The sequence below is a fragment of the Vibrio sp. 947 genome (genome assembly GCF_033339115.1).
Classification (GTDB): domain Bacteria; phylum Pseudomonadota; class Gammaproteobacteria; order Enterobacterales; family Vibrionaceae; genus Vibrio; species Vibrio alginolyticus.
Map to the genome: position 1 here is coordinate 233,908 of NZ_JAWOTX010000008.1, position 25,609 is coordinate 259,516.

The 25,609-nt window shown below is 45.1% G+C and carries 25 protein-coding genes and 1 tRNA gene; 20 read left to right on the forward strand and 6 right to left on the reverse strand.

Features of this window, described 5'->3' with window-relative positions; all coding sequences use genetic code 11:
* Positions 1 to 86 precede the first annotated feature (86 nt).
* The 4 genes from chiP to R7Q39_RS12975 all read left to right on the forward strand — a co-directional run bounded on the left by chiP (position 87) and on the right by R7Q39_RS12975 (position 5,136).
* On the forward strand, positions 87 to 1,208 hold the full coding sequence (gene chiP, locus R7Q39_RS12960) for a chitoporin (RefSeq protein ID WP_005382007.1): 1,122 nt from the start codon (positions 87 to 89) through the stop codon (positions 1,206 to 1,208).
* A 123-nt stretch (positions 1,209 to 1,331) separates the two neighbouring features.
* Positions 1,332 to 1,928 (forward strand): DUF2057 domain-containing protein, encoded by a 597-nt coding sequence (locus R7Q39_RS12965; RefSeq protein ID WP_031780870.1) that lies wholly within the window; start codon positions 1,332 to 1,334, stop codon positions 1,926 to 1,928.
* A gap of 177 nt (positions 1,929 to 2,105) precedes the next feature.
* Positions 2,106 to 3,533 carry a glutamate--tRNA ligase gene (gene gltX, locus R7Q39_RS12970; protein ID WP_005384075.1) on the forward strand — a complete coding sequence of 476 codons (1,428 nt, stop codon included), beginning with the start codon at positions 2,106 to 2,108 and terminating at the stop codon, positions 3,531 to 3,533.
* 640 nt (positions 3,534 to 4,173) lie between these two features.
* Positions 4,174 to 5,136 carry an OmpA family protein gene (locus R7Q39_RS12975; RefSeq protein WP_005382010.1) on the forward strand — a complete coding sequence of 321 codons (963 nt, stop codon included), beginning with the start codon at positions 4,174 to 4,176 and terminating at the stop codon, positions 5,134 to 5,136.
* Positions 5,137 to 5,251: 115 nt separating this feature from the next.
* On the opposite strand, the gene R7Q39_RS12980 is transcribed toward R7Q39_RS12975, so the two are convergent.
* From R7Q39_RS12980 to R7Q39_RS12990, 3 genes are all read right to left on the reverse strand, one after another.
* Positions 5,252 to 5,758, reverse strand: coding sequence for a hypothetical protein (locus tag R7Q39_RS12980; RefSeq protein WP_005382011.1), 507 nt, complete (start codon positions 5,756 to 5,758; stop codon positions 5,252 to 5,254).
* A gap of 279 nt (positions 5,759 to 6,037) precedes the next feature.
* Positions 6,038 to 6,114: transfer RNA gene (locus R7Q39_RS12985), tRNA-Arg, on the reverse strand.
* Between the two features lie 175 nt (positions 6,115 to 6,289).
* Positions 6,290 to 7,423, reverse strand: a complete 1,134-nt coding sequence (locus R7Q39_RS12990; RefSeq protein WP_005382012.1) for a flagellar assembly protein FlgT — start codon at positions 7,421 to 7,423, stop codon at positions 6,290 to 6,292.
* A 169-nt stretch (positions 7,424 to 7,592) separates the two neighbouring features.
* Between R7Q39_RS12990 and R7Q39_RS12995 the strand changes: the two genes are divergently transcribed.
* Complete coding sequence (locus tag R7Q39_RS12995; protein WP_005382013.1) at positions 7,593 to 8,231, forward strand: FlgO family outer membrane protein; 639 nt, start codon at positions 7,593 to 7,595, stop codon at positions 8,229 to 8,231.
* Positions 8,232 to 8,240: 9 nt separating this feature from the next.
* Positions 8,241 to 8,672, forward strand: a complete 432-nt coding sequence (gene flgP / locus R7Q39_RS13000) for a flagellar assembly lipoprotein FlgP (protein WP_005382014.1) — start codon at positions 8,241 to 8,243, stop codon at positions 8,670 to 8,672.
* Positions 8,673 to 8,774: 102 nt separating this feature from the next.
* On the opposite strand, the gene R7Q39_RS13005 is transcribed toward flgP, so the two are convergent.
* From R7Q39_RS13005 to flgA, 3 genes are all read right to left on the reverse strand, one after another.
* Positions 8,775 to 9,200: a flagella synthesis protein FlgN gene (locus R7Q39_RS13005; RefSeq protein WP_005382015.1), complete on the reverse strand. Its 426-nt coding sequence runs from the start codon at positions 9,198 to 9,200 to the stop codon at positions 8,775 to 8,777.
* Between the two features lie 27 nt (positions 9,201 to 9,227).
* The gene (gene flgM / locus R7Q39_RS13010; protein WP_005382018.1) at positions 9,228 to 9,542 is read right to left on the reverse strand and encodes a flagellar biosynthesis anti-sigma factor FlgM; all 315 of its coding nucleotides are present in this window, start codon (positions 9,540 to 9,542) and stop codon (positions 9,228 to 9,230) included.
* A gap of 116 nt (positions 9,543 to 9,658) precedes the next feature.
* A complete protein-coding gene (flgA, locus tag R7Q39_RS13015) occupies positions 9,659 to 10,405 on the reverse strand; it encodes a flagellar basal body P-ring formation chaperone FlgA (protein ID WP_005382020.1) in 747 nt (248 codons plus the stop codon).
* A 76-nt stretch (positions 10,406 to 10,481) separates the two neighbouring features.
* On the opposite strand from flgA, the gene R7Q39_RS13020 reads away from it, so the two are divergent.
* The 14 genes from R7Q39_RS13020 (at position 10,482) to R7Q39_RS13085 (ending at position 25,102) form a co-directional block, all read left to right on the forward strand.
* A complete protein-coding gene (locus R7Q39_RS13020; protein WP_005382022.1) occupies positions 10,482 to 11,408 on the forward strand; it encodes a chemotaxis protein CheV in 927 nt (308 codons plus the stop codon).
* Between the two features lie 11 nt (positions 11,409 to 11,419).
* Entirely contained in the window at positions 11,420 to 12,247 is an 828-nt protein-coding gene (locus R7Q39_RS13025; protein WP_005382024.1) for a CheR family methyltransferase, read from the forward strand.
* 303 nt (positions 12,248 to 12,550) lie between these two features.
* The gene (flgB, locus tag R7Q39_RS13030; RefSeq protein ID WP_005382026.1) at positions 12,551 to 12,946 is read left to right on the forward strand and encodes a flagellar basal body rod protein FlgB; all 396 of its coding nucleotides are present in this window, start codon (positions 12,551 to 12,553) and stop codon (positions 12,944 to 12,946) included.
* Between the two features lie 5 nt (positions 12,947 to 12,951).
* The gene (gene flgC, locus R7Q39_RS13035) at positions 12,952 to 13,365 is read left to right on the forward strand and encodes a flagellar basal body rod protein FlgC (RefSeq protein ID WP_005393132.1); all 414 of its coding nucleotides are present in this window, start codon (positions 12,952 to 12,954) and stop codon (positions 13,363 to 13,365) included.
* A 17-nt stretch (positions 13,366 to 13,382) separates the two neighbouring features.
* Entirely contained in the window at positions 13,383 to 14,093 is a 711-nt protein-coding gene (gene flgD / locus R7Q39_RS13040) for a flagellar hook assembly protein FlgD (protein ID WP_005382029.1), read from the forward strand.
* Between the two features lie 30 nt (positions 14,094 to 14,123).
* Positions 14,124 to 15,437, forward strand: coding sequence for a flagellar hook protein FlgE (gene flgE / locus R7Q39_RS13045; protein ID WP_005382030.1), 1,314 nt, complete (start codon positions 14,124 to 14,126; stop codon positions 15,435 to 15,437).
* Between the two features lie 330 nt (positions 15,438 to 15,767).
* Positions 15,768 to 16,517, forward strand: coding sequence for a flagellar basal-body rod protein FlgF (gene flgF / locus R7Q39_RS13050; protein ID WP_005382031.1), 750 nt, complete (start codon positions 15,768 to 15,770; stop codon positions 16,515 to 16,517).
* Between the two features lie 18 nt (positions 16,518 to 16,535).
* Positions 16,536 to 17,324: a flagellar basal-body rod protein FlgG gene (gene flgG / locus R7Q39_RS13055; RefSeq protein WP_005382032.1), complete on the forward strand. Its 789-nt coding sequence runs from the start codon at positions 16,536 to 16,538 to the stop codon at positions 17,322 to 17,324.
* Between the two features lie 30 nt (positions 17,325 to 17,354).
* Complete coding sequence (flgH, locus tag R7Q39_RS13060; RefSeq protein WP_005382033.1) at positions 17,355 to 18,134, forward strand: flagellar basal body L-ring protein FlgH; 780 nt, start codon at positions 17,355 to 17,357, stop codon at positions 18,132 to 18,134.
* 43 nt (positions 18,135 to 18,177) lie between these two features.
* The gene (locus R7Q39_RS13065) at positions 18,178 to 19,269 is read left to right on the forward strand and encodes a flagellar basal body P-ring protein FlgI (RefSeq protein WP_005393118.1); all 1,092 of its coding nucleotides are present in this window, start codon (positions 18,178 to 18,180) and stop codon (positions 19,267 to 19,269) included.
* Between the two features lie 16 nt (positions 19,270 to 19,285).
* Positions 19,286 to 20,212, forward strand: a complete 927-nt coding sequence (flgJ, locus tag R7Q39_RS13070; protein ID WP_053807678.1) for a flagellar assembly peptidoglycan hydrolase FlgJ — start codon at positions 19,286 to 19,288, stop codon at positions 20,210 to 20,212.
* Between the two features lie 160 nt (positions 20,213 to 20,372).
* Positions 20,373 to 22,313, forward strand: a complete 1,941-nt coding sequence (flgK, locus tag R7Q39_RS13075) for a flagellar hook-associated protein FlgK (protein ID WP_115385803.1) — start codon at positions 20,373 to 20,375, stop codon at positions 22,311 to 22,313.
* A gap of 13 nt (positions 22,314 to 22,326) precedes the next feature.
* Positions 22,327 to 23,520 (forward strand): flagellar hook-associated protein FlgL, encoded by a 1,194-nt coding sequence (flgL, locus tag R7Q39_RS13080; RefSeq protein ID WP_005382037.1) that lies wholly within the window; start codon positions 22,327 to 22,329, stop codon positions 23,518 to 23,520.
* 427 nt (positions 23,521 to 23,947) lie between these two features.
* Positions 23,948 to 25,102, forward strand: a complete 1,155-nt coding sequence (locus tag R7Q39_RS13085) for a flagellin (protein ID WP_005382038.1) — start codon at positions 23,948 to 23,950, stop codon at positions 25,100 to 25,102.
* Positions 25,103 to 25,609 lie beyond the last annotated feature (507 nt).

The window sequence follows — 25,609 nt, forward strand, 5'->3', positions numbered from 1 at the left end:
CCCCGTCCAAACACTGTTTCAAGCTCCTACCATGTCCTAGTTAGTGAATTTGAAAATGGAAAAAACTAAAAATATAGGGGTTTATAATGTCTTACCTAAAGAAAAGCCTACTTGCCACGGCAATTACCGGCATGATGTTCAGTGGTGCTGCATTTGCTGATGGTGCAAACAGTGACGCAGCAAAAGAGTTTCTAACCAAAGATTCATTTTCTTATGAAGTTTACGGAATCATCGCGATGCAGGCCGCGTACCGCGATTACGATTCTGGCAGCAAAGCAACGGACGATGATTTGGGTGGCATGCAGCTAAACAACGAATCTCGTATTGGTTTCCGTGGTAAAAAACAATTTGCTAACTTCGACCCTACTTTTATTTGGCAAATCGAAGGCGGTTATGTAGACCCTAGCTTTGGTGGCGAGGGCGCAGGTCTTGGTGAACGTGACACATTCGTCGGTTTTGAAAGTGCATCTTGGGGTCAAATTCGTCTGGGTCGCGTTTTGACACCTATGTACGAATTGGTTGACTGGCCAGCATCTAACCCTGGTCTCGGCGATGTATACGACTGGGGTGGTGCTATTGGAGGCGCCAAGTACCAAGACCGTCAATCAAACACTATCCGCTGGGACTCTCCAATGTTTGCTGACAAATTCTCCCTAGATATCGCAGCTGGTGCAGGTGATAAAGCAGGTCTAGGTGAAGGGGATGACTACTGGGGTGGTATCGCAGCACACTACAAAATTGGTCCTATCCAGTTAGATGCGGCATATGAAGGTAACCGTAATATCAAGATGGAAAGCCAAACGTGGGAAAACAACACGTACTTGGTAGGGGCACAAGGCTGGTTTGATAACGGAATCTCTTTCTTCGCGCAATACAAATACATGGAGGCGGACGCAAGCAATGGTGTGAGTGAAAAGCAAGATGCAATGTCTGCCGCTATCATGTACACCACGGGTGATTGGCAATACAAACTGGCTTACGCCGCTAACTTTGATCTAGAGCGTGATGGTAAGAAAATTAACGATACAGCGGACGATGTGTTATCAGCACAAGTTATGTATTTCGTAGACCCATCGGCAGTGCTGTACGTACGTGCTCGTACTCTAGACTTTGGCGACGGTGCGTCTCAATTAGATAAACCAACAGAAGCACGTTGGAAGTCTGCTGACTACGACGAGTTCTCTGTAGGTGTTGAATACTACTTCTAACTAAAGAAGCAGCTAAAAGGGCGGAAACGCCCTTTTTATCTTGATACTTATTCAAATAAGCCTTTGAAATGACTGGCCTGTAAATTTTAGAGGCTTATCTAAATTGGTATAAAGTGAGAAACCATGATGAAAAAAACAACGACACTTCTCGGACTTTGCGCAATGCTTTCGGCGCCAGCTTTTGCTGCTCAACTCACTCTGCAATCTGAATTAGTTCCTCGCGTTCTCAACGGCGAGTTCGTCTACCCTGAGTGGATATCCAAGAACAACAGCATCGAGTTAAAGGATGGGGAAAACCAATTAGCGGTAACGGTTGGACAAATCGTATTTGAAGATGGAAAGCGCCGTAAATTCGATTCGCAGCCGCTGGTATTAGAGTTTGATGCAGAAAAAGACACCGAGCTTTCTCTGGCTTATCAAACATTCCGTACTATTGAAGAGGCGAGAGCCTTCGAACTCGATCCTAAAGTGGTATTGAAAGACAAAAACGGAAAAGAAGTGGCATTCTCTATGGTTCAACTTCGTAAAGGTGGTTTGCAAGGTTTTCGTGATTACGAACGAGAAGTTGCCGACTATAATAACGCAATGAATAAAGAATCGACTAAGGCAAGCATTGCGTCTTCTCCAGCGGAAACCAAAACAATCAAAGCATCGTTTAATGAATTGAGCCGTGAAGAGCAGCAAGAATTTATGCAATGGGCAATGCGTAACCTGAAGTAATTTCGTCTCGTGCTTTAACAGTAAATAGCAGGGCTGTGCCTTTTTGGTTCTGCCCTGTTTTTATTTCTGGTGTCAAACCGATTGTAGAATTGACTTACGGTGGTAAAATGTCGCCACTTTTATCCTTGACATTACAACGAGAGATCTCTCGTTGCTCATTACCCCTAAGGAACTCAAATGACGGTTAAAACTCGTTTTGCTCCTAGCCCAACTGGCTATCTACACGTTGGTGGTGCGCGTACTGCACTTTACTCTTGGCTATACGCTAAAAACCAAGGTGGTGAATTCGTTCTACGTATCGAAGATACAGACCTTGAGCGTAACTCTCAGGAAGCGGTTGATGCAATTCTTGAAGGCATGGAATGGCTAGGCTTGGAGTGGGATGAAGGTCCTTACTACCAAACTCAACGTTTTGACCGTTACAACGAAATGGTTGATAAGCTTCTTGCTGAAGACAAAGCTTACAAATGTTACGCGTCCAAAGAGCTGCTAGATGAAATCCGTGCAGAGCAAGAAGCAAATAAAGAAATGCCTCGCTACGATGCTAACCATCCAAAAATCAAAGCAGCAAACGAAGCGGCAAAAGATGGCGATCCATGTGTTATCCGTTTCCGTAACCCGAAAGAAGGTAGCGTAGTATTTGATGATCAAATCCGTGGTCGCATTGAAATCCGCAACGATCAAATGGATGACCTAATCATTCGTCGTACTGACGGTTCACCTACTTACAACTTCTGTGTAGTAGTGGATGACTGGGACATGGGTATCACTCACGTTGTTCGTGGCGAAGACCACATCAACAACACGCCTCGTCAAATCAACATCTACGAAGCACTAGGTGCGCCAGTACCTACATTTGCACACTGTGCAATGATCCTGGGTGATGACGGCGCGAAACTGTCTAAACGTCACGGCGCTGTATCAGTCATGCAATACCGCGATATGGGCTACCTGCCTGCGGCACTAAACAACTACCTAGTGCGCCTTGGTTGGTCTCATGGGGACCAAGAAATCTTCTCTCAAGAAGAGATGATCAATCTATTTAGCCTAAACGCAGTATCTAAGTCAGCGTCTGCTTTTAACACTGACAAACTGCAATGGTTGAACAACCACTACATCAAGAACTCAGATCCTGCGTACGTTGCTGAGCATCTACAATGGCATCTAGATCAACAAAAACTAGACGTAACGAATGGTCCTGCTATCACTGACGTGATCAAGCTAGTGGGTGAGCGTTGCAACACACTAGTTGAGCTAGCTGAGCAAATCCGTTACTTCTATGAAGATTTCTCTGAGTTTGAAGCGGGCGCAGCGAAGAAACACCTACGTGGCGTGGCTAAAGAGCCTCTAGAACTTGCATTAGCGAAAGTGGAAGCACTAACTGAGTGGACGACAGCGAACATCAAAGATGGCGTTATCGCAGCAGTATGTGAAGAGTTGGAAATCGGCATGGGCAAAATCGGTATGCCATTACGTGTTGCTGTAACAGGCGGGGGTCAGTCTCCTTCTGTCGATGCAGTAATGGAGCTGGTTGGAAAAGAGCGTTGTATTGCTCGCATTAAGATGGCGCTTGAGTTCATTGCTGAGCGTGAAGCAAACGCATAATTGCTTTGAACTGAACGTTCTTTTGAATAAATAGTCACAAAGCCGCGGTGAGCAACCGCGGCTTTTTTGTATCTTCAACTTAGATAACGAGAAACTTTCTCTCATATTGGTGAATGAAGAGATGGTTTCACCTGTAATTTACCTCAATATGGATAAGATTTTTTAATCCAAATATCGTTGGCATGAATAAAAAACGAGCGATTATATATCAAATATCTGATTGATTTTTATCCATGTTCCTTAAAGTTCCATTTTGTTTGTCTCATTTTTAAGAAAAACCTTTGCTTTAGCTATTTTGTTTCAAAAAACAAAGCAAACGTTTGCGTGGTGATTGCGTGGGGATTTTTTTGCTTAAGATCACATGTTGTCGAGATTTTTGATGACAATAAATTGACAGAATTGGGATTTTTCTCGCGATTTCTTAGCGTTATAGTTCATCCCGTCAGCGATACCGAGATGGCGATATGTATCACTGAACAGGAAATATACGTAAGTTGCTTCCATAAAAAAAATGCATGTGCATAAAAAGAAGCTGACTAAGTATCTCACTCAAGGAATGAATAAAAAGAATTGAAATACAACGTCAGTCAGACGGCGCATTTCGGCATCTAACAAAAGAACTTCTTTAGAGGAATCAATAATGAAAAAATTAGCAGCGGTAATTTCAGCGTCTCTACTTATGGCTTCAGCAGCACAAGCAGAAGTATACGTTGGTGGTAAGATGGGTAAGTCATGGATGGAAGACGCGTGTGTAGCGGGCCAGGCTTGTGACAAAGACGATTCTACTCTTGGCGCTTTTGTTGGTTACGAAATGAATAAATACTTCGCAGTAGAAGCGGGTTTCGACAACATCGGTGATTTTAACCAAACTTCTTTCGGTGGCCACGTAGAAGCAATCACTCTTGCTCCTAAATTTAGCCTACCAATCACTGAAGACATCGCACTTTACGGTAAAGTGGGTGGCGCTTACGTAATGTTTGATGGCAAAGATGATTACTCTTACCTAGGCGCGGCTGGTCTTGAATTCAACCTAAGCCAAAACGTAACAGCTCGTGCGGAATACCAAACACTGACTGACATCAGCAACGATGTAACTCGTGCGACAGGTAACACTGCAACACTAGGTGTTTCTTTCAAATTCGGCGGCAACGATGAGCCAGTAATCGTAGAAGAGCCAGTTGTTGTAGAAGAAGTGGTTGTAGAAGAAGTGGTAGAAGAGCCAGTTGTAGTTACGAAAACATTCGAAACTCAAACAATTGGTACAGGTAGCTTCGATCTAAACAGCACAACTCTAAAACCAGAGAGCGCTGCAAAACTTGATAACCTAGTTGCTTTCCTAAACGAGCACCCACAAGCGAACGTTGAAGTTGTAGGTTACACAGATACGTCTGGTCCAGCAGCTTACAACCTAAAAGTTTCTGAAAAACGTGCTGAGTCTGTTGCTAACGCACTCGTTGAAAAAGGTATTGATTCATCACGTATCCAAGCTCGTGGCGAAGGTGAAAACAACCCAATCGCTTCAAACGACACTCGTGAAGGTCGTCAACAAAACCGTCGCGTAGAAGTCGTTGTTCCAGAATTTGAATACCAAGTTCAGCAATAAGCTCCTATTCGACCGTAGTATAGAAGACTGAAGCTGAAAGCCCCAAAGAGTTCGCTCTTTGGGGCTTTTTATTTCTCTTCAAAAAACTGACTGAAATGTTCAAAGTGGCCAGGTATTACTTAAGATCAATGCTGTTTAAACGCCCCATAAATGTCAGGATCTCCAAGTTATCTTTATGTGCTTCTAACAACGCTTTTTTGGTTTGCATGTAGGCGGCAAGTTTGCCGTACTTACTAATAGAGCGAACCACCGTTTTATATTTATACTCACCGTCATCATTGAACTCTCGCCACTTGGCGATGTAACACGTATCTCGGTTGTCAGGGTTTTCAAGAGTAGGGTTAGGCTTGTGAACGATTTTAGGCTCAACGCTATGTGGAAGCCTAGTCATTAGGTAAGGGTCTTTCAAAAGACGTCGCCAGAATTTGCCCCACATTTGCCGGCCTAACTCGTTTCTCAGCTTAATGGCTTTTTGTAAGCCTTTCTTTTCTCCAATACGAACAAATCCTACCGAGCGGTGTAGTACCGTATCCTCGGGGGTATGGATATGTATCTTAAAGGCTGTCTTGCCTTTAGAAATAAAGCGGTGTCCAGTGTTAGTTATTAAATTGCTCTTAGACATAGTGCTAACTAATAATTTTATTAATAGCTAAAAGGGTAAGCAAAACTCATAGATAATTAAAGTAATAAAATACAAAACTGTAAATAGGGCTTGTTGAAATGATTTCAAGGGGAAGAAGTCAGATCAGTAGAAGGGTTTATCCCGTAACCGAAACACCCGATCCGATCATATTGATTACTGGGAAGATTATCTAACACGGTGTACTAGGGGGAGCAGTGCGAGGCTTGAAATTGAAGATACAAAAAAGCCTTAGCTCAAGTGGGAGCTAAGGCTATGATATGGCGCCCCCAGTAGGATTCGAACCTACGACCTGTCCCTTAGGAGGGGACTGCGCTATCCAGCTGTGCCATGGGGGCGTAATACCAATAGTTGCAGTTCATTGCACTGTTTTACTGAGTTCAAATCTAGCAATCTACCAGATCTGTATCAGCATCACGTTGAACGATTCGCTACGGTCATTGGTATAATCAAATAAGATGCGCTGCCTATGATATTCAAAAGTGAGCATATCTCAAGACTTAATGTTTGCTTTTATAGGATCTTGTTCATTACGTCGCCAATTTGAACGCTAGATGCTAAATTTGGCTGATCAATCGTCAGTTCCGCTTCGTGTTCGTATATGCGTGATACCGTTAATGTAATTTCGCTTTGCGAGACTTTGTTTCTTGGCAATCCATTTTGGTCGATAAACGACGCGGTGTGCCAAAGCTGCAATTTGTCTCCCTCTTTTACGCCGTGCATACGGCCGAGATCCATCGTTACGGTATTACCGAAGACTGCCACAACCTCTGGCAGTGTAATTTTGCAAGATAGCTCCGACTCCAGATCCAACATAATATTGCGACTAACGCGAAGCATCATCTCACCATAGGTCGATGCCCAAAAACGTGCACTACGAGTGTCCACTTGACTCGTCTTAGCAAATGGCCAACGCGCGACCTCACGGTAGGCTTTGTTGAAGATTTCATGGCCAGTTTTACCATCAAATACTTTCATTTCTAACGCAAACTGACGATTGATGATGTCATCTTGCAATAGTTGAGATTCGACCGTTGCAGTGAGATCGGTAATGACCCCTCCAATGATGTATTGTGCGCCATTGTCTTGCGCGATCATTTGAGTGCGAGCAGGATAGTTGCTGCTTATTGAGTAGTCCGTTGTACCAACAGACACAAAGCTGCGTGAGGTTTGATCAAGTTGACGGTTCACTACGTGGCTAAAATCGTCACCAACTTGATAAATTTGTCCCATCACTGCTTGTTGTGGTGATGCGACCTCAATATTGCCGACCAGCATTGTCTTTTTGTATTGATCGGTGTGGCAACCCGTTGCCGATGGATAAATATCAACGCGGATTTTTACCTCGACTTTACCGCGACGTTTGCGTTCAGACTCCACCAAAATGTAACGGACTTCATGATTGGTAAACTGGTATTCGTTGCGACTTTCTTCTAATAGCGGCATCAAGTTGCTAATACTGCCAATATCTGCGCCCGAAAAATTGACGGCTTTGAACAGCGCGTCTTCCAACGCATGGAGCCTTGCCGTCTCTTCTGAAGAAACGATGGTGGCAACGCCTGTGACTTCATACCAAGATGCCATTACCTTAAAAGGCACAAGCATCACTAAAGTGATTGAAAACAGACTGTTTAATATTTTTTTCATTGGTTACAACCGTTCGGGTATAAATATTGCTTTAACAAATTCAGTGAAGTTTGGTGGGTTTTTCTTCGTTAGGCAAACAAAGAAAAGCAAAGACTGTTCCAATATTCACTTTCTTGGAAAGGAATTAATAAAGAACGGTATCACCTAAGATTATCTGGAGAATCAAACCATGAAAAAGTGGCTTGTCGCTGCATCGATGATGACGCTTCTGACATCGTGCGCGTACTCACCGATTTACAATGGTAAAGAACCTTACTCGGGAAGCCAGTTCATGCTGATGGATAGTCCGCGTCATACGATGGACTTTTTCATTGAGAGCATGACAGAAGACCTGATGGTTTCTAATGTGGCAGTATCAGCGCGGACACCGATTGCGATTACCTCGTTTGTTGATCTACAAAATATGGATGCAACAAACTGGTTAGGTAACTCGGTCTCTGAAGGTTTTATCCATCAGTTTCAGCGCCGAGGGTTTAAAGTGGTTGATTTCAAAACTACGGGCTCTATTCAAGTGACGCAACAGGGCGATTTTGCTTTAAGTCGTGATTGGCAAGATTTAGCTCAAGAGCAGCAAATTCAGTATGTATTGACCGGAACGATGCTGCGCCAAGAGGGGGGAGTGCTTGTCAATGCACGCGTGGTTGGCATGCAAAGCCGTGTAGTTGTAGCGACAGCGCAAGGTTTCCTTCCGGCTGACCGTATTGGGCGTGACTTAGATACGTTAAATAGCATCCGCACACAAGATGGTGTGTTGATTCGTTCTGACCCTACCATTCGTCAGCCGTACACTGTGATTCTCCGTCCATAGGATAGAAGCATGAAGAAGTTATTATTTATTGTTGCCACACTGATATTGGTTGGGTGTCAGCCATTACAACAGATGCGTCAAGATGAAATCTTAGTGGCGGTGGGCTACGCCAGCGTCAGTGAGCAAACAGGCCGCACAGTAGAAGAAAAGCGTGTACGTGCAATGCGCGCATCAAAAATTGATGCTTATCGTGAGCTAGCAGAGCAAGTTTATGGCATGCGTGTTAGTGGACGTGCAGAGCTGCAAGACCAGCGTTTGGGTATTGAAAGCACCACTGGTGCCGTCGATGGTGTAATTCGTGGTGCAGAAGTTGTGCGTAGTTATCTTGTTGAAGACAGTTATGTGACTGAGCTGCGTCTGGATATCCGTAAGATGGATAAGCTACGTGATTATGGAGAAGTTCAGCAAGTGCCTGAGAAGCGTCAGCAAACTTTGTTTTAAACCATTTCACTAGACAGATAATCTTTTTGAGCGGCTGATTGGTAACAATGAGTCGCTTTTTTATATCTACGTGAGCGCGGGAATTGAGGGTAGGAGTGACGTTTAAGCTTTTATATTGGTGCCAAGCGTCGAGATGGTGTGGGTTTTTCCGCCCGCATTGTAGGTCATGCCAACTTTGCCATGAGTTCGCTGGAGCATGTTGTTGAGTTTATTGAAGCTCAGCTGTGCGCGACTAAGCGATTCGCCATTTACTTGGTTAACTTGTTGACAGTCGAGGACGATCGATTGGATTTGAGCAACAACCTGACTTAGGTGCTCATCTTCAGTAAGTTGATTGACGTGCGGGTGAGAGGCGATTCGCTGATCAGTTGTTCTGAGCTGATCAATGAGCGTCATCTTCTGTTTGGCAATGTTCTCAATCTCGGTAGAGACACGCGCCGTTATTGCTTGTGTTTCTTGGCGTAAAACAGCGGAAAGTGCCTTAGCATTTTCTAGCTGGAAATTAACGAGATCGACTAATGCTGCCATAAAATACTTACCTTCGGCCTAAGTCAGTTAGCTTTTGCCTTGCAATTCGTTTTCAAACTTAATCATGTTGTCAGCCAATTTTTCAGGATCGACTTTGTATGAACCGTTTGTGATAGCTTCTTTGATTGCTGCAACTTTGGCGCTGTCATATGCCGGAGAAGCTGCCATATCCTTCTGGAGTTTACTGACGGCTTTACTTTGCTGGCTGAGTGATACTGCGTCTTGTTGCGCTGGCGCCTTTTTTGATTCTGTCGTGCTGGTAGCATTGGAATCGTTACGTGCAGGTGCGCGACTTGTTGTCGTCATCATTTGCCCTGAACGTATATTATCTATACCTGCCATGTTTAACCTTTGCCTTGTATCGTAATACTGGTATCCAGACTATCGACCAGCGCAAAAATAACTTTAGTCATTTTTTGCATTTTTATTGATCAGTTTAAACACGCTACCAGTGGGTATTAAAAATTAACAGTGATTTCCGCAATGTCAGTCACTATGCCTTCTATTATACGTTGCGACTTATCATTTTTCACTCTTACTTGATCGCCAGCTGAACCATCCTGCAATGCTGTGCCTTGCGTTGTGATCGTCATGCCAGAATTCACCGCTTTGATAATGACCTTTTCATTTCGGCATACCACACAAACATCATTTCTCTCTACGACATCGCCTAAGCGAACATTACGCTTTAGCTTTGCCCCAACCACTTGATCGTAGCTAGAAAATCCATCTTTACGAAAGCGCTGTAGCTCGATCATGGAAGTGGTAACATCCGATGCGCTGACGATTTCTCCTCTCCCTAGTGTTCGTGTAGCGACGATCATTGGTACTGATACCGAGATCCTCACAGGGACATAGACTTTCCAGTCATCCGGTTGGCATTCCACTAACACATTGATGTTACTTCTCGTGCTGCTGGTGGAAGAGGCAGATGTATCTAACGGAACAGGGCAATCCGTTGCTTTTATTCTCGAGTCGATCTCTGCCGCATTAACAGATAGCTCGCCACCATCAGGCTGATCGACCGTAGCAAGAATATGTTGTTCTGCTGCTGTTTTTATTTGCTCGATCTGATTATCTGAAGCTGAATGAACAAAAAAGCTAAACATACTGAGCAAAATGCCGATAGACTTAGCGTACTTTGTAATTAGCGCTCTACATATTGTCATAGTCAATGGTGTCGAAGTGAAAGTGAAATACGCCATACTGTCTCCCTGGTATCGTGCTTGCCAGTGGTAGAGTATCATTTAAAAACAAAAAGTTTGAGATGGAGATGAGCATATGACGGGGATTCTTGACTCGGTGAATCAGCGTACGCAACTCGTCGGTCAGAACCGATTGGAATTATTGACCTTTCGACTGATGGGCCGACAGCGCTACGGCATTAACGTATTCAAAGTGAAAGAAGTACTACAGTGCCCTAAGCTGACTTCAATGCCAAATCTACACCCTCTGGTTAAAGGTATCGCTCATATCCGCGGCCATACCGTGTCCGTTATTGATTTGAGCCTGGCAATTGGTGGCCGCCCAACCACTGATTTAGATAAATGTTTTGTTGTTATTGCAGAATTTAACCGTACGATCCAAGCATTTTTGGTATCATCGGTTGAGCGTATTATCAATATGCATTGGGAAGCGATTTTGCCACCGCCAGACGGCGCAGGTAAAGCGCACTACTTGACTGCCGTTACAAACATTGACAATGAGCTGGTTGAAATCCTTGACGTTGAAAAAATCCTGGCAGAAATTGCGCCAGTTGATGAAACGATGGATTCCGCTATTGGCGAAGAAATCGCACAAGCAGAACAAGAAAAGCCTATTGTACGCCGCATACTGATTGCTGATGACTCGACGGTCGCGCGTAAACAGGTAGAGCGTGCGATTACATCCATCGGTTTTGAGGTCGTATCTGTCAAAGACGGCAAAGAAGCGTACAATAAGTTGATTGAAATGGCTCAAGAAGGCAATATCTACGATCAAATTTCGTTGGTTATTTCCGATATTGAAATGCCAGAAATGGACGGCTATACCTTAACGGCTGAAATTCGCAGACATGCCGATTTGAAAGACCTTTATGTTATCCTCCATTCTTCATTAAGTGGTGTATTCAACCAAGCTATGGTTGAGCGTGTAGGTGCCAACACCTTCATTGCGAAATTTAACCCAGATGAGTTGGGTAACGCGGTTAAATCTGCATTAACACAATAAAAGAGACATTAATGACTGCTATTACAATCAGTGATCAAGAGTATCGTGACTTTAGCCGTTTTCTAGAATCGCAATGTGGCATCGTGTTAGGTGATAGCAAGCAATACCTCGTGCGTAGCCGACTGAGTCCTTTAGTGACGAAGTTTAAGCTCGCATCGTTATCAGATTTGCTACGTGATGTTGTTACAGGGCGTAATCGAGAATTACGAGTCGCCGCTGTGGATGCGATGACGACTAACGAAACCTTGTGGTTTCGAGATACTTATCCGTTCACGGTTTTAGCTGACAAATTATTGCCAGAAGTAGCGGCAAGCAAGCGCCCAATTAAGATCTGGTCTGCTGCCAGTTCATCGGGCCAAGAACCGTATTCTATTGCAATGACGATCCTGGAAACGCAACAGCGCAAGCCGGGCTTGTTACCAAACGTGTCCATTACAGCCACAGATATTTCGGCAAGTATGCTCGAGATGTGTCGTGCAGGGGTGTACGACAACTTGGCTTTGGGTCGCGGGCTTTCACCAGAACGTCGTCGCACCTTCTTTGAAAATGCGGACGGTGGTCGCATGAAAGTCAAAGATAACGTCAAGCGTTTGGTGAACTTTCGTCCACAAAACCTGATGGACAGTTACGCACTGATGGGTAAGTTCGACATCATTTTCTGTCGTAACGTATTGATTTACTTTTCTCCAGAAATGAAATCTAAAGTGCTTAACCAAATGGCGAGCAGTTTAAACCCTGGTGGTTACTTGCTGTTAGGGGCATCAGAGTCGCTAACTGGTCTGACTGATAAATTTGAAATGGTGCGCTGTAATCCGGGCATCATTTACAAGCTTAAATAGCGGTATCTCTTCATTGATAGAAAAGCCTGACTTCGTGTCAGGCTTTTTTGTTTGTTACCTTTCTGCGCCGAGCGCTTCATGTATCACTCAATTAGTTGAAGCGCGTTTTTGCCTTGTGCCCTCAACACGGTGTATCTTTATTAAGTGAGCAAAGTGATACGACATGACATTCCAGTTACTTTGGCTCACTTATTGCTATTTCAATTCACGGTAACCACTAGGTTGGTGTAATGCTTTAGGTTTTGGCATGCTAATTGCTTTTTGGTTATCAATCACGGTCAGTTCTTAATTGTAGAGGCAAACATGGCTATATCTTTTGACAATGCACTAGGCATCCACCAGCACACGGTGGGCGTACGTGAGCGCAATGCAGAGGTGATTTCCACCAACATCGCACAAGCAAACACGCCTGGTTACAAAGCAAGAGGTTTAGACTTTGCGAAGGAATTGCAAGCGGCAACATCTGGGGCAAGCATTGGTCTTAGTCGCACAGATGGTCGGCATATTCCTGCCACTACAACGTTGGTTGGGGACAAGTTATATCGTCTTCCTACGCAACCAGATACGGGAGATGGCAACACGGTAGACTTGGATTTAGAGCGTAACTTGTTTATGCAAAACCAAATCAGACACCAAGCATCACTCGACTTTCTAGGCAGCAAATTCAAGAACTTAACCAAAGCAATCAAAGGGGAATAATTTAGATGAGCTTATTTAACGTTTTCAATGTGACAGGTTCCGCAATGAGCGCTGAATCCGTTCGTCTGAATACTACCTCAAGCAACTTGGCGAACGCCGACAGTGTCAGCAGCTCTGCGAAAGACACTTACAAAGCGCGTCATGCCGTGTTTGGTGCAGAGTTAAGTAACGCCATGCGTGGCGGTGATACGGTGCCAGTGAAAGTGATGGGTATTGTAGAAAGTGATAAACCGCTGAGTGCGGAGTACAACCCAGACCATCCCCTTGCAAACGAAGAAGGCTACATCTACAAGCCTAACGTCAATGTAATGGAAGAAATGGCAAACATGATTTCAGCTTCTCGTGCATATCAGACTAATGTACAAGTCGCTGATTCTAGTAAACAAATGCTGCTGCGTACGCTGCAGATGGGTCAATAAGGATAAGGGGGTAGCGTATGGCCGGAATTAACAACGTTGGTCAAAGCGGCTTGTCCTATATCGACCAGCTTAAAAGTCTACAAGAGAGTAACAAGAAAGCGGAAGAGAGCACGGGTAAGCAGGACCTAAAACAGGAAGACTTCTTATCATTGCTCACGAAGCAACTGTCTCAGCAAGACCCTTTTAAGCCGGTAAGTAATGACCAGATGATTGCGCAAATGGCTTCATTTGCGACCGTTGATGGCATTGGCAAGATGAACACTCAGTTTGAGAGTTTGAATTCGTCAATGACATCAAATCAAGCGTTACAAGCTTCCTCTTTGGTAGGGCGTGACGTATTGGTCCCAGGAGCAGCAGGTGTGAAGCAGGACGACGCACCAATGGCGGCAATGGTTAAGCTTTCACAATCTATCGATAATTTGTTTGTTCGTGTAGAGGATGAAGCTGGCCAACTGGTTCGTACCTTTGAGGTAGGGGCGAAACCAGCCGGCGACACGCGTGTGCTTTGGGACGGTAAAGATGAAAGCGGAAATCCACTGCCAGCTGGCAAATACAAAGTGAAAGCGTCTGGCTTAGTTGAGGGGGAGTCGCAAGAGTTCCCAGTATCGACGTATGCCAACGTAAACAGCGTATTGCTTGGCAAAGGTGACGGAAACGTATTACTCAATCTGGCTGGTTTTGAATCGCCAGTTCGACTTGCAGAAGTATTGGAAGTCGGCAAAGCGTAGTCATAGCTCGCTAGATTAGGAGATTTTGGAATGTCATATGTATCTTTAAGCGGTTTGTCCGCCGCCCAACTGGATTTGAACACCACCAGTAACAACATTGCGAACGCCAACACGTACGGCTTTAAAGAGTCCCGTGCTGAGTTTGCTGATGTTTACTCTAACTCTTTATTTACTAACGCAAAAACCACACCGGGTGGTGGTGCGCAAGCAAGCCAAGTGGCACAGCAGTTCCATGAAGGCTCTAGCATTTACACCAACAACCCAATGGATTTGCGTGTTTCGGGGACAGGTTTTTTCGCTGTAGCGAAAGAGCGTCTAACTCCACAACAGAATGAACTGACACGTAATGGTGCATTTCACTTAAATAAAGAAAACTACATGGTGACCGCGAACGACGAGTTCTTGTTAGGTTACCAAGTGGACCCAAGCTCTGGTGAGGTTTCTTCATACGAGCCACAACCCATCAATATTCCTGCTGAATTTGGTAAGCCAAAACAAACAGCAAACATTGAAGTGGGTGTGAACTTGCCAGCGAACGGCGATTTGAAAGATCCAACGCAGTTTGATTTTTCAGACCCAGATACATACAACCGTTCAACCTCTTCGACAATTTATGACTCGATGGGTCAGTCTTACAAGCTAACGACGTATTACTTGAAAGATCAGACTCAGCCAAATACATGGAACACTTACTACACCGTGACAGATAAAGAAGGTGAAAAGCCTTTAAATGTTGCGGCTGGTGATGCGCAAACGCCAACAGGTCATGTGGGGCATACCATGAAGTTCAACAACGATGGTACGTTGGCGAGCTTGAACAATGGTCAGCCAATCACTTCTGTGGCTCTGGGTGATCCGGCGACGAACACGACACCAGTCGATATGAATGGTGCCGATCCTGCGCAGACGCTTAACTTCGGCTTAGGCTCAGCAACACAGTTTGCGGCTCCGTTCGAACTGACTAAGTTTGACGAAGACGGTGCAACAACGGGCTTCCTAACCAAAGTTGACTTCGATGAAAACGGCAGCGTATTGGGAACTTACTCAAACGGTGAAAACGTTACATTGGGTCGTGTTGCTCTCGTACGTGTTCCAAACGAGCAAGGTCTGGATAAGAAAGGCGGTACTCAATGGGATTCAACGCAGTTCTCTGGTGACAAGATCTGGGGTGAATCAAATAAAGGCTCTTTCGGCACCATCAATAACGGTATGCTGGAACAGTCAAACATTGATATGACGCAGGAGTTGGTGGACCTGATCTCTGCTCAGCGTAACTTCCAAGCAAACTCACGTTCGCTCGAAGTACACAACCAACTACAACAGAATATCTTACAGATCCGCTAGAGCACTAGCTGGGTCATTCGATACTCTGCTTGAGTAAGCAATGGCGTGTGATTGCTTCTTAGTAATTACCGCTTTGTTCATTTTCATCATGACATTCATCTGATGCTTAGCCTTAATACACCTCACTCAGGCTAAGCATGCTTTGATCTACGATTTGCCGCTGTTGCCGCCGTATGGATCAAAACCTTGCCTCTCGTTACAGTTTTCTGCCCCTATTGACCTCTTTTAATTGTTGATTGTTAATTCAAAGTATTGATTGATAAGCCTATTTTTGTTTTGGCATAACTATTGCTTTTACTCCGTGTACAGAGAGATTTTTTGGAGTAATTTATGGATCGCGCACTGTTTCTCGCAATGAGTGGCGCCAAGCAAAATATGCAGGCACTACAATTGCGCGCTAATAACTTGGCTAACGTAAGCACGACCGGATTTCGGGCTGATTTAGCACAGGCTCGCTCAATGCAGGCTTATGGTGAAGGCCATCCTTCACGTGTATTCAGCATGACAGAGCGTCCAGGGCATAACTTTGCTCAAGGTAGCGTGATTACAACAGGGCGTGATCTGGATGTGACGATTGAAGGCAGCGGTTGGATATCGGTACTCGATCATACAGGGAAAGAAGGGTTGACCCGTAACGGCAACCTAAAAGTCGATCAAAATGGCATGCTTACCAACGCAAGTGGTCATTTGGTGCTGGGTGAAAACGACGCGCCGATTACTTTGCCTATCCCTCTCTCCAAAATTGAAATCGGTCGGGATGGCACCATCTCTGTACTTCCTCAAGGTGCCCCGGCAGAAGAATTCCAAGCGGTTGATCGCATTAAGCTCGTTAAGCCTAATGATCAAAGCTTGTTTAAAGACACCAATGGCTTATTTCGCCATAAAACTCCAAACCAACCTTACGAAGCAGACGCGACTGTTAGTCTCCAGACGGGAGCGATAGAAGGCAGTAACGTGAATGCCGTAGGTGAAATGACCGCATTGATTGACTTACAACGTCAGTTTGAAATGCAAGTCAAGATGATGAGCACAGCTGAAGAAATGGATAAATCTTCAGATTCACTGCTTCGTATGAGTTAACAGAGTTAGAGGTTCACTATGCATCCAGCACTATGGGTAAGTAAAACAGGTCTAGACGCCCAACAAACCAACATTGCCACGATTTCGAACAACTTGGCGAACGCTTCTACTGTCGGCTACAAAAAGAGCCGTGCAGTATTCGAAGATTTGTTCTATCAGAACATCAACCAACCTGGCGGCCAGTCATCTCAGAACACGGAACTGCCAAGTGGTTTGATGTTAGGTGCGGGTTCTAAAGTGGTTGCGACGCAAAAAGTGCACACGCACGGCAATGCACAGACAACGACCAACGCACTGGACATGATGGTGGAAGGCGACGGTTTTTTCCAAGTGACATTGCCGGACGGCAACATCGGTTATACCCGTAACGGTCAGTTCACGCTAAATGGTGAAGGCACGTTAGTCACGTCGGGTTCTGGCTACCCTGTAGAGCCTGAAATTGTGATTCCAGAAGATGCGATTTCTATTACTGTCGGTACGGATGGTGAAGTGTCGGTTCGCGTCCGAGGTCAGCAAGACAACCAAGTCGTTGGTCAGCTAACCATTACAGATTTTGTTAACCCGGGCGGCCTAGAGCCAATTGGTCAGAACCTTTACTTACCAACGGGTGCCAGTGGCGATCCACAAGAGGGTGTTCCTGGTTTGGACGGTTTGGGTGAAATTCGTCAATCCATGCTGGAAGCGTCCAACGTGAATGTAACGGAAGAGTTGGTCAACATGATCGAAGCCCAGCGCGTTTACGAAATGAACTCAAAAGTGATCTCGTCAGTCGATAAAATGATGAGCTTCGTTAACCAGCAATTGTAACGATTAAGAGCAAGATTTGAGGAGCTCACGATGAAACGTATTTGCCTACTCGCTTTGATTGCTACGATGTCGGGCTGTGCCATGTTGGAACCGATTGAAACGGATGAAGTGACACAAGCAACCACTGTGGTCGACGCAGTAGAAGGCGATAAATCGAAAGAAGAGAGCAGCGGTATTGTAGATACTTTACGTGGTAGAAGCGATCCGGTTGCTGGCGACCCTGCTTGGGCTCCAATTCATCCGAAAAACAAACCTGAGCATTATGCTGCTGCAACAGGTTCGTTGTTTAGCGCCGAGCACATTACCGATCTCTACGACGATTCTAAACCACGTGGTATTGGCGACATTATTACCGTAACACTGGATGAGACAACCAGTGCGACGAAAAGCGCAAATGCCGATTTATCGAAAACCAATGAAGCGCAAATGGACCCGCTTCAAGTGGGCGGAGAAGAGCTGCAAATTGGCGGAAAATATAATTTCTCTTATGACTTAAACAATTCCAACTCATTTGCAGGTGACTCTTCTGCAAAGCAGAGCAACAGCATCAGTGGTTACATCACTGTTGAGGTGATTGAAGTACTGGCAAACGGGAACCTCGTGATCCGCGGTGAGAAGTGGATGACGCTAAATACAGGTGATGAGTACATACGTTTAAGTGGCACTATTCGTCCGGATGATATTAATTTCGACAACACCATTGCATCAAATCGTGTTTCTAACGCAAGAATTCAATACTCAGGGACTGGTTTGCAACAAGATATGCAAGAGCCAGGCTTCTTGGCACGATTCTTTAATGTAGCTCTATAACACGCCGTTCTGACGGCAATTTGACTGCAAGAGATAAGTAAGCATGAAAAAACTCCTTTTAGTACTGATGAGCGTTGCTCTGTTTTCTACCGTAGCCCAAGCCGCACGTATCAAAGACGTCGCGCAAGTGGCAGGTGTACGAAGCAACCAACTCGTGGGTTATGGTTTGGTTTCAGGCTTACCTGGTACGGGTGAAGCGAACCCGTTTACAGAGCAAAGTTTCGCCGCCATGCTGCAAAACTTCGGCATTCAGATGCCGCCGGGCACAAAGCCAAAAATTAAAAACGTTGCCGCAGTCATGGTTACGGCAGAGTTGCCGCCTTTCTCTAAACCGGGTCAGCAAGTGGACGTGACTGTCTCTTCCATCGGAAGTGCTAAAAGTTTGCGTGGTGGTACGCTACTACAAACGTTCCTCAAAGGTCTCGACGGTCAAGTTTACGCGGTTGCTCAAGGTAACTTAGTGGTGAGCGGCTTCAGTGCTGAAGGCGCTGACGGTTCTAAAATCGTAGGTAACAATCCAACCGTTGGTCTTATCTCTAGTGGTGCGACAGTAGAGCGAGAAATTCCAAACCCATTTGGTCGTGGTGATTACATCACGTTCAACTTGCTTGAGTCAGACTTCACAACGGCTCAACGTATGGCGGATGCTGTAAACAACTTCCTTGGCCCACAAATGGCGAGCGCTGTTGACGCGACATCAGTGCGCGTGCGTGCTCCTCGTGACGTCAGTCAGCGTGTTGCGTTCTTATCGGCAATCGAAAACCTAGAATTCGACCCGGCAGATGGTGCAGCCAAAATCATCGTTAACTCACGAACGGGCACTATTGTAGTTGGTAAGCATGTACGTCTTAAACCAGCAGCAGTAACGCATGGCGGCATGACGGTTGCGATCAAAGAAAACCTGAATGTTAGCCAACCTAACGGCTTTTCTGGTGGGCAAACCGTAGTCGTACCAGACTCGGATATCGAAGTCAGCGAAGAGCAAGGAAAAATGTTTAAGTTCGAACCAGGCTTAACGTTGGATGATTTGGTCCGTGCCGTGAACCAAGTCGGGGCTGCGCCTTCGGACTTGATGGCAATTTTACAAGCATTGAAGCAAGCTGGTGCCATTGAAGGCCAGTTGATCATCATTTAATGGTTAGGAGGTAGGTATAATGAACAATCCTAACGACATTGGTTTTATCCATGACATCAGTTCTCTGGACACTCTGCGTCAAAAAGCAGTGAAAGAGGGAAAAGATGGCGAGCAAGAAGCATTGCATGCGGCTGCTCGTCAGTTCGAATCGATCTTCACCTCCATGATGTTGAAATCCATGCGTGAAGCCAATGAGGGCTTTGAGTCCAACATGATGAACAGCCAAAACGAGAAGTTCTACCGACAAATGTTGGATGAACAGATGGCGAGTGAATTGAGTTCGTCTGGTTCAATGGGACTGGCCGATATGATTGTTAAGCAATTAACGGCTGGGCAAGGGAACGACAAAAAAGAAACGGCTATGCGTGATGCGGCAAACAATGCTGCGGAATATCGTCGTGTTGACCCGAAAAAAGCGCGCGAGATTGAACAGCGCTTGATTGAATCTGGTCAACTATCTCGACCAAGCAATGAACCCACTCGATTCGATTCACCAGAATCCTTTGTTAACTCGATGAAGCCATACGCGGAGAAAGCTGCGAAAGCCCTAGGTGTCGAGCCATCTTTGCTACTTGCGCAAGCCGCTTTGGAAACGGGGTGGGGACAAAAGGTCGTGAAGAACGCGCGTGGCAGCAGCAACAACTTATTTAATATCAAAGCAGATCGAAGCTGGCAGGGTGACAAAGTGACGACTCAAACTTTAGAGTTCCACGATAACACGCCAGTGAAAGAGACGGCAGCGTTTCGCTCCTACTCAAGTTACGAAGACAGCTTTAATGACTTTGTACGATTTTTGAATGACAACCCACGTTACGATACAGCATTGCAGCAACGCGGGAATTCAGAGTCGTTTATTCGCGGTATCCACAGTGCGGGTTACGCGACCGATCCGAATTACGCAGATAAAGTCCTGCAGGTGAAGGATAAAATCGAAAGTATGTAATGTCTCTGCGACAATTTATGACGTTCTCGAAGGCTTGCCATAGTGCAAGCCTTCACTTTATCTGAACATCTACGCCTTTCTATCACTTGGCACATCTTTTGCTTTTAATGTGTCTAGGTGATCGGTTTTGCCGATTTATATTTCGTTTTTGGGGGCATGTATGGCGTCAGATCTTCTGAATGTAGGTACTCAAAGTGTGCTTACTGCTCAGAGACAATTAAACACCACTGGTCATAACATTTCTAATGTTAATACAGAGGGTTATAGCCGTCAGTCTGTTATCCAAGGCACGAATGATCCGCGCATGTTCGGTGGTTCTACCTACGGCATGGGTGTGCATGTGGAAAATGTTCGCCGCTCGTGGGATCAGTTTGCCGTGAATGAACTGAACCTGTCGTCGACCAACAATGCCAACAAAACGGATACCCAAGATAATCTTGATATGCTTTCTAGCATGTTGAGCTCTGTGGCATCGAAGAAAATTCCCGAGAACCTGAATGAGTGGTTCGATGCGGTAAAAACCATGGCAGATACCCCGAACGATTTAGGGGCACGAAAAGTGGTATTGGAAAAGGCGAAAATCTTCTCTGATACATTAAATGATTTCCACGAAACCGTGCGACTGCAATCTGATGTCACCAATAAAAAATTGGATATGGGCATTGAGCGCGTTAATCAACTTGCGTTGGAAATTCGCGATATTCATCGACTGATGATGCGTACTCCCGGTCCACATAATGACCTGATGGATCAGCATGAAAAGCTGGTTACTGAGCTGTCAGAGTACACCAAAGTTACCGTAACCCCACGCAAAAATGCGGAAGGGTTTAATGTTCATATCGGCAATGGACACACTCTTGTTTCTGGCACGGAAGCAAGCCAGCTCAAAATGATCGATGGCTATCCGGATGTTCATCAAAGACGATTAGCAATGGTGGAAGGGAATGGCATTAAAGCGATCAAGTCTGATGATATGGATGGCAAAATCGGCGCTTTACTTGAAATGCGCGACAAACACATCCCACAACTGCAAGATGAAATGGGCCGTTTAGCGACGGGCTTTTCCTACAAAATTAATCAGCTGCAATCTCAAGGTCTGGATCTCAACGGTAAGATAGGTAAAGACGTATTTACCGACGTGAACTCTGAGCTGGTGGCAAAATCTCGAGTTTTTGCTGCGCCTGACTCCCAAGCTGATGTTGCGGTTTACATCGAGGACATTTCCGCGATCAAAGGTGGTGAATATTCGCTGCGTTATGATGGCGATCAATACAGCGTGACAACACCGAAAGGTGAGCAAATGTCGTTGAACATCGACCGTTCGGATTCGTCATTTGTTCTGGATGGTATGAAAGTGCAAATTGGTGAAGGCCTTGCCGCCGGTGAGCGCGTATTGCTCCGCCCAACGAGAAGTGGTGCAGCCATCATAAAGATGGAAACCAATGACGCAAAAGCTATTGCCGCACAAAGTTATGAAGCCTCAACCACTTTTGCCCAAGGTAACGCCAAGTTTAAAATTCGTGAGGCGGGGGATGTTAAAGAGTTTGAGGTTACCGTACAACCAGCCGACGAGAAGCATGATAAGCCGTGGTTAAAGATCACGGATAACAAGGGTAATTTACTATCGGACAAATACTCATACCCGTTAGATAAAGATAACCCGAAGATTGAAATATCAGTGCCGAAAAGCCATCCGCTGTATAAAAACGGCGATGCAACCGTGTTTGAGTTGAGCGAAGGCGCACTGATGAATGATAAATTCACCGCAAACTTGGTGCCTTCTGAAGGTGGTAACGGCAACTTGAGAAAAATGCAGAAGATCCAAACAGACAAGATGATGGATGGAAAATCCAGTACCTTGATCGATGTTTATCATAACCTCAATACCGAAGTTGGACTGAAGTCTTCTACAGCAAACCGTTTAGCCTCCGTCGCTCGTTTAGAGCATGAAGCGGCGCAAGAGCGCGTTGCTTCTATTTCTGGTGTTAACCTCGATGAAGAAGCGGCCAACATGATGAAGTTTCAACAAGCGTACATGGCTTCATCACGTGTGATGCAAGCGGCGAATGATACCTTCAATACCATTTTACAACTGAGGTAAGGAGAAGAGATAAGTGCTAACCCGAATTTCTAGTTTCCATAACTATCAGTCCGTACAAAATGATCTGCGTCGTCAAGAGAATAAGGTTCACCACAACCAAGAGCAACTTGCTTCAGGGAAAAAGTTACTGAAACCTAGTGACGACCCCCTCGCTGCGCATTACATCCAAAACATTAGTCAGCAACAAGAGCAGCTACAACAATATCTTAGCTCGATAGTGTTGGTGCGTAATCGTCTAGAAAACCACGAAGTTAATATCGCCAATGCGGAGAATTTTGCCGACGAGTCGAAGCGCTTAACGATGGAGATGATTAACGGTGCCTTTTCTGCTGAAGACCGACAAGCAAAGAAGCGTGAGTTAGAAGAGATTGCGAACAATTTCCTTAACTTAGTGAACTCGCAAGATGAATCTGGTAACTACGTGTTTGCGGGTACTAAGCCAAAAAGCCAACCATTCTATCGCGATAAAGACGGTAGTGTTCAATACGCTGGGGACGATTATCAGCGCAAAATGAAAGTCTCCAGCATGCTTGAGATGCCAATGAACGATCCTGGCAGCAAGCTGTTTATGGAGATACCAAACCCATTTGGCGACTATCAGCCGAATTACGATCTACAAAACGGCTCTGAGCTGTTGCTAAACAAAGCCACTAACGTTGACGCGAAGGATGATGCGGCGTATCGCGTGACATTTGTCGATATGAATAACGGCAAATTTGGTTACCAATTAGAGCGTAACGGCAAAGTAGTGGATGCCGATGAGTTTTCTCCAGAGAAAGGGATTGAATACAAAGGCCTGAAAGTGCACGTAAAAGGCCAAATTACGCCTGGTGACAGCATTGAGATCGAAAAGCGGGCAGAGTTCAGCATTTTCGATACCTTCAAGGATGCAATGGCATGGTCAGACAAATCGGTTTCGGATACGTCGGCGACCGCCAAATTGCACCAAATGACAGAAGAATTCCACGCTGCTTTTATCCATTTGAATAAAGCGCGTACAGATGCCGGTGCTCGATTGAGTACGCTGGATATCCAAGAGCAAAATCATGAAGACTTTAATTTGTCTCTGGCAAAAGCGAAGAGCAACTTTGAGGACTTGGATTACTCTAAAGCCGTGATCGAGTTCAGTGAAAACTCGCGAGCGTTACAGGCATCGCAACAAGCATTCGGTAAGACCAAAGATCTAACGTTGTTTAACTACATCTAGTATGACACTCATACACATTGTCTGATTTTGATGCCTTATGTGCAAAGCCTTAAGCGCGATAAGTCGACGTAACCTGAGAGTCTGAGATGTCATGCGGCACGATTTTACCCAAAGCGGCAATGATGCGGGAGGCAAGTCGGGCGGCAACAGGGCAGCGTTCAATACCCTTGGGCTAAGATGAGTCTGACAAACCGGAAATAGCTTAATGATAAAGCTAACTTATTGTTTATTTGATTCTTTTAAAAGTAGTTAAATAATTTACGCAAGTTGGCACACAAATTGTATTGAAAATATCAGAACAGATTTAGAGATTCTAAACCCTGCGTTTAAGGCAGATTTAGCAAGTAACTTTTACGGTCAGTGCTTATCCAAATGAGAGTAAAGCTGGCCGCTTCGCAAAAGCTTGCGAACTCAACAGGAGAGCAAAATGGCTGTAACAGTTAGTACTAACGTCTCCGCGATGACCGCGCAGCGTTACCTAAACAAAGCGACTGATGAATTAAACACGTCGATGGAGCGCTTATCTTCAGGACATAAGATTAACAGTGCAAAAGATGATGCGGCAGGTCTACAGATCTCTAACCGCTTAACTGCACAGTCTCGTGGCCTAGATGTCGCAATGCGTAACGCGAACGATGGTATCTCGATTGCACAAACCGCTGAAGGTGCGATGAATGAGGCAACCTCTGTCATGCAACGAATGCGTGACCTTGCGATTCAATCATCGAACGGTACTAACTCTCCAGCTGAGCGTCAGGCGATCAACGAAGAGTCAATGGCATTGATTGACGAGCTAAACCGTATTGCAGAAACCACTTCATTTGGTGGTCGTCGTCTATTGAACGGCTCATTCGGTGAAGCAGCATTCCAGATTGGTGCGAGCTCAGGTGAAGCCATGATCATGGGACTCACCAGCATTCGTGCGGACGATACTCGCATGGGCGGTGTGACCTTCTTATCTGAGAACGGTAAAGATAAAAACTGGAGCGTTGACCCAGCTAAATCTGACTTGAAGATCACGCTACCAGGTATGGGTGAAGACGAAGACGGCAATGTTGATGATCTAGAAATCAACATTAATGCCAAAGCGGGCGACGACATCGAAGAGCTTGCCACTTACATTAATGGTCAGTCTGATATGATTAATGCGTCTGTAAGTGAAGATGGCAAGTTGCAAGTTTTTGTCGCGCATCCAAACGTTCAGGGTGAGATTTCTATTTCTGGTGGATTAGCATCTGAGCTTGGCCTGAGTGATGAACCTATCAGAACGTCAGTACAAGATATTGATATGACCACGGTACAAGGTTCTCAAAACGCGATTTCTGTGCTGGATTCGGCACTGAAATACGTAGACTCGCAACGTGCAGACTTAGGTGCGAAGCAAAACCGTCTGAGTCACAGCATCAACAACTTGGCGAATATCCAAGAAAACGTTGACGCCTCGAACAGCCGAATTAAAGATACAGATTTTGCGAAAGAAACCACGCAAATGACCAAAGCACAAATTTTGCAACAGGCAGGTACATCGATTCTTGCTCAAGCGAAACAGTTGCCAAACTCTGCAATGTCACTATTGCAGTAGTTTACTTAGCCTGTACTCAATACATTCAGACGTGGATGGGAATGCAGGCTTTTGGCAAGCAACTTTACAATAGAATGAGCGGCTCTCTCATCTCTCACCTGCCAATCATTTTCAATGTAAAGTTGCACTCGGTATGCCGGAAATGTGTTCATTTCTCTTGATCTCCACATAGGCTCTGGCGACCAACCTAGCCCCAGTTCTCTCAAAGGAAAAGGGGCTTTTTCTTTTCTAATTTTCACGTCTATCGTCTGCGAACTTATCTTCAATTGTTTCCTTTTGCTGGTTTTCTATACAATTTATCCCTCTCGGCTCGATTTGTGGAAACTTGAGCACTTTTTCTTACTTTTCTTCAATTTTATTAGCTAAATCTCGCAATGTTATTTTTTTAAACTTTTTTCTAAAGCTTCTGAATTTGGTGTCGTTAATAGAGGTAACTTTGAGAGAACTACTTGGTTTTCCGAGACGTCGGAAACCGCTACACCGGAAAATCAATTGGAGAAATCACCA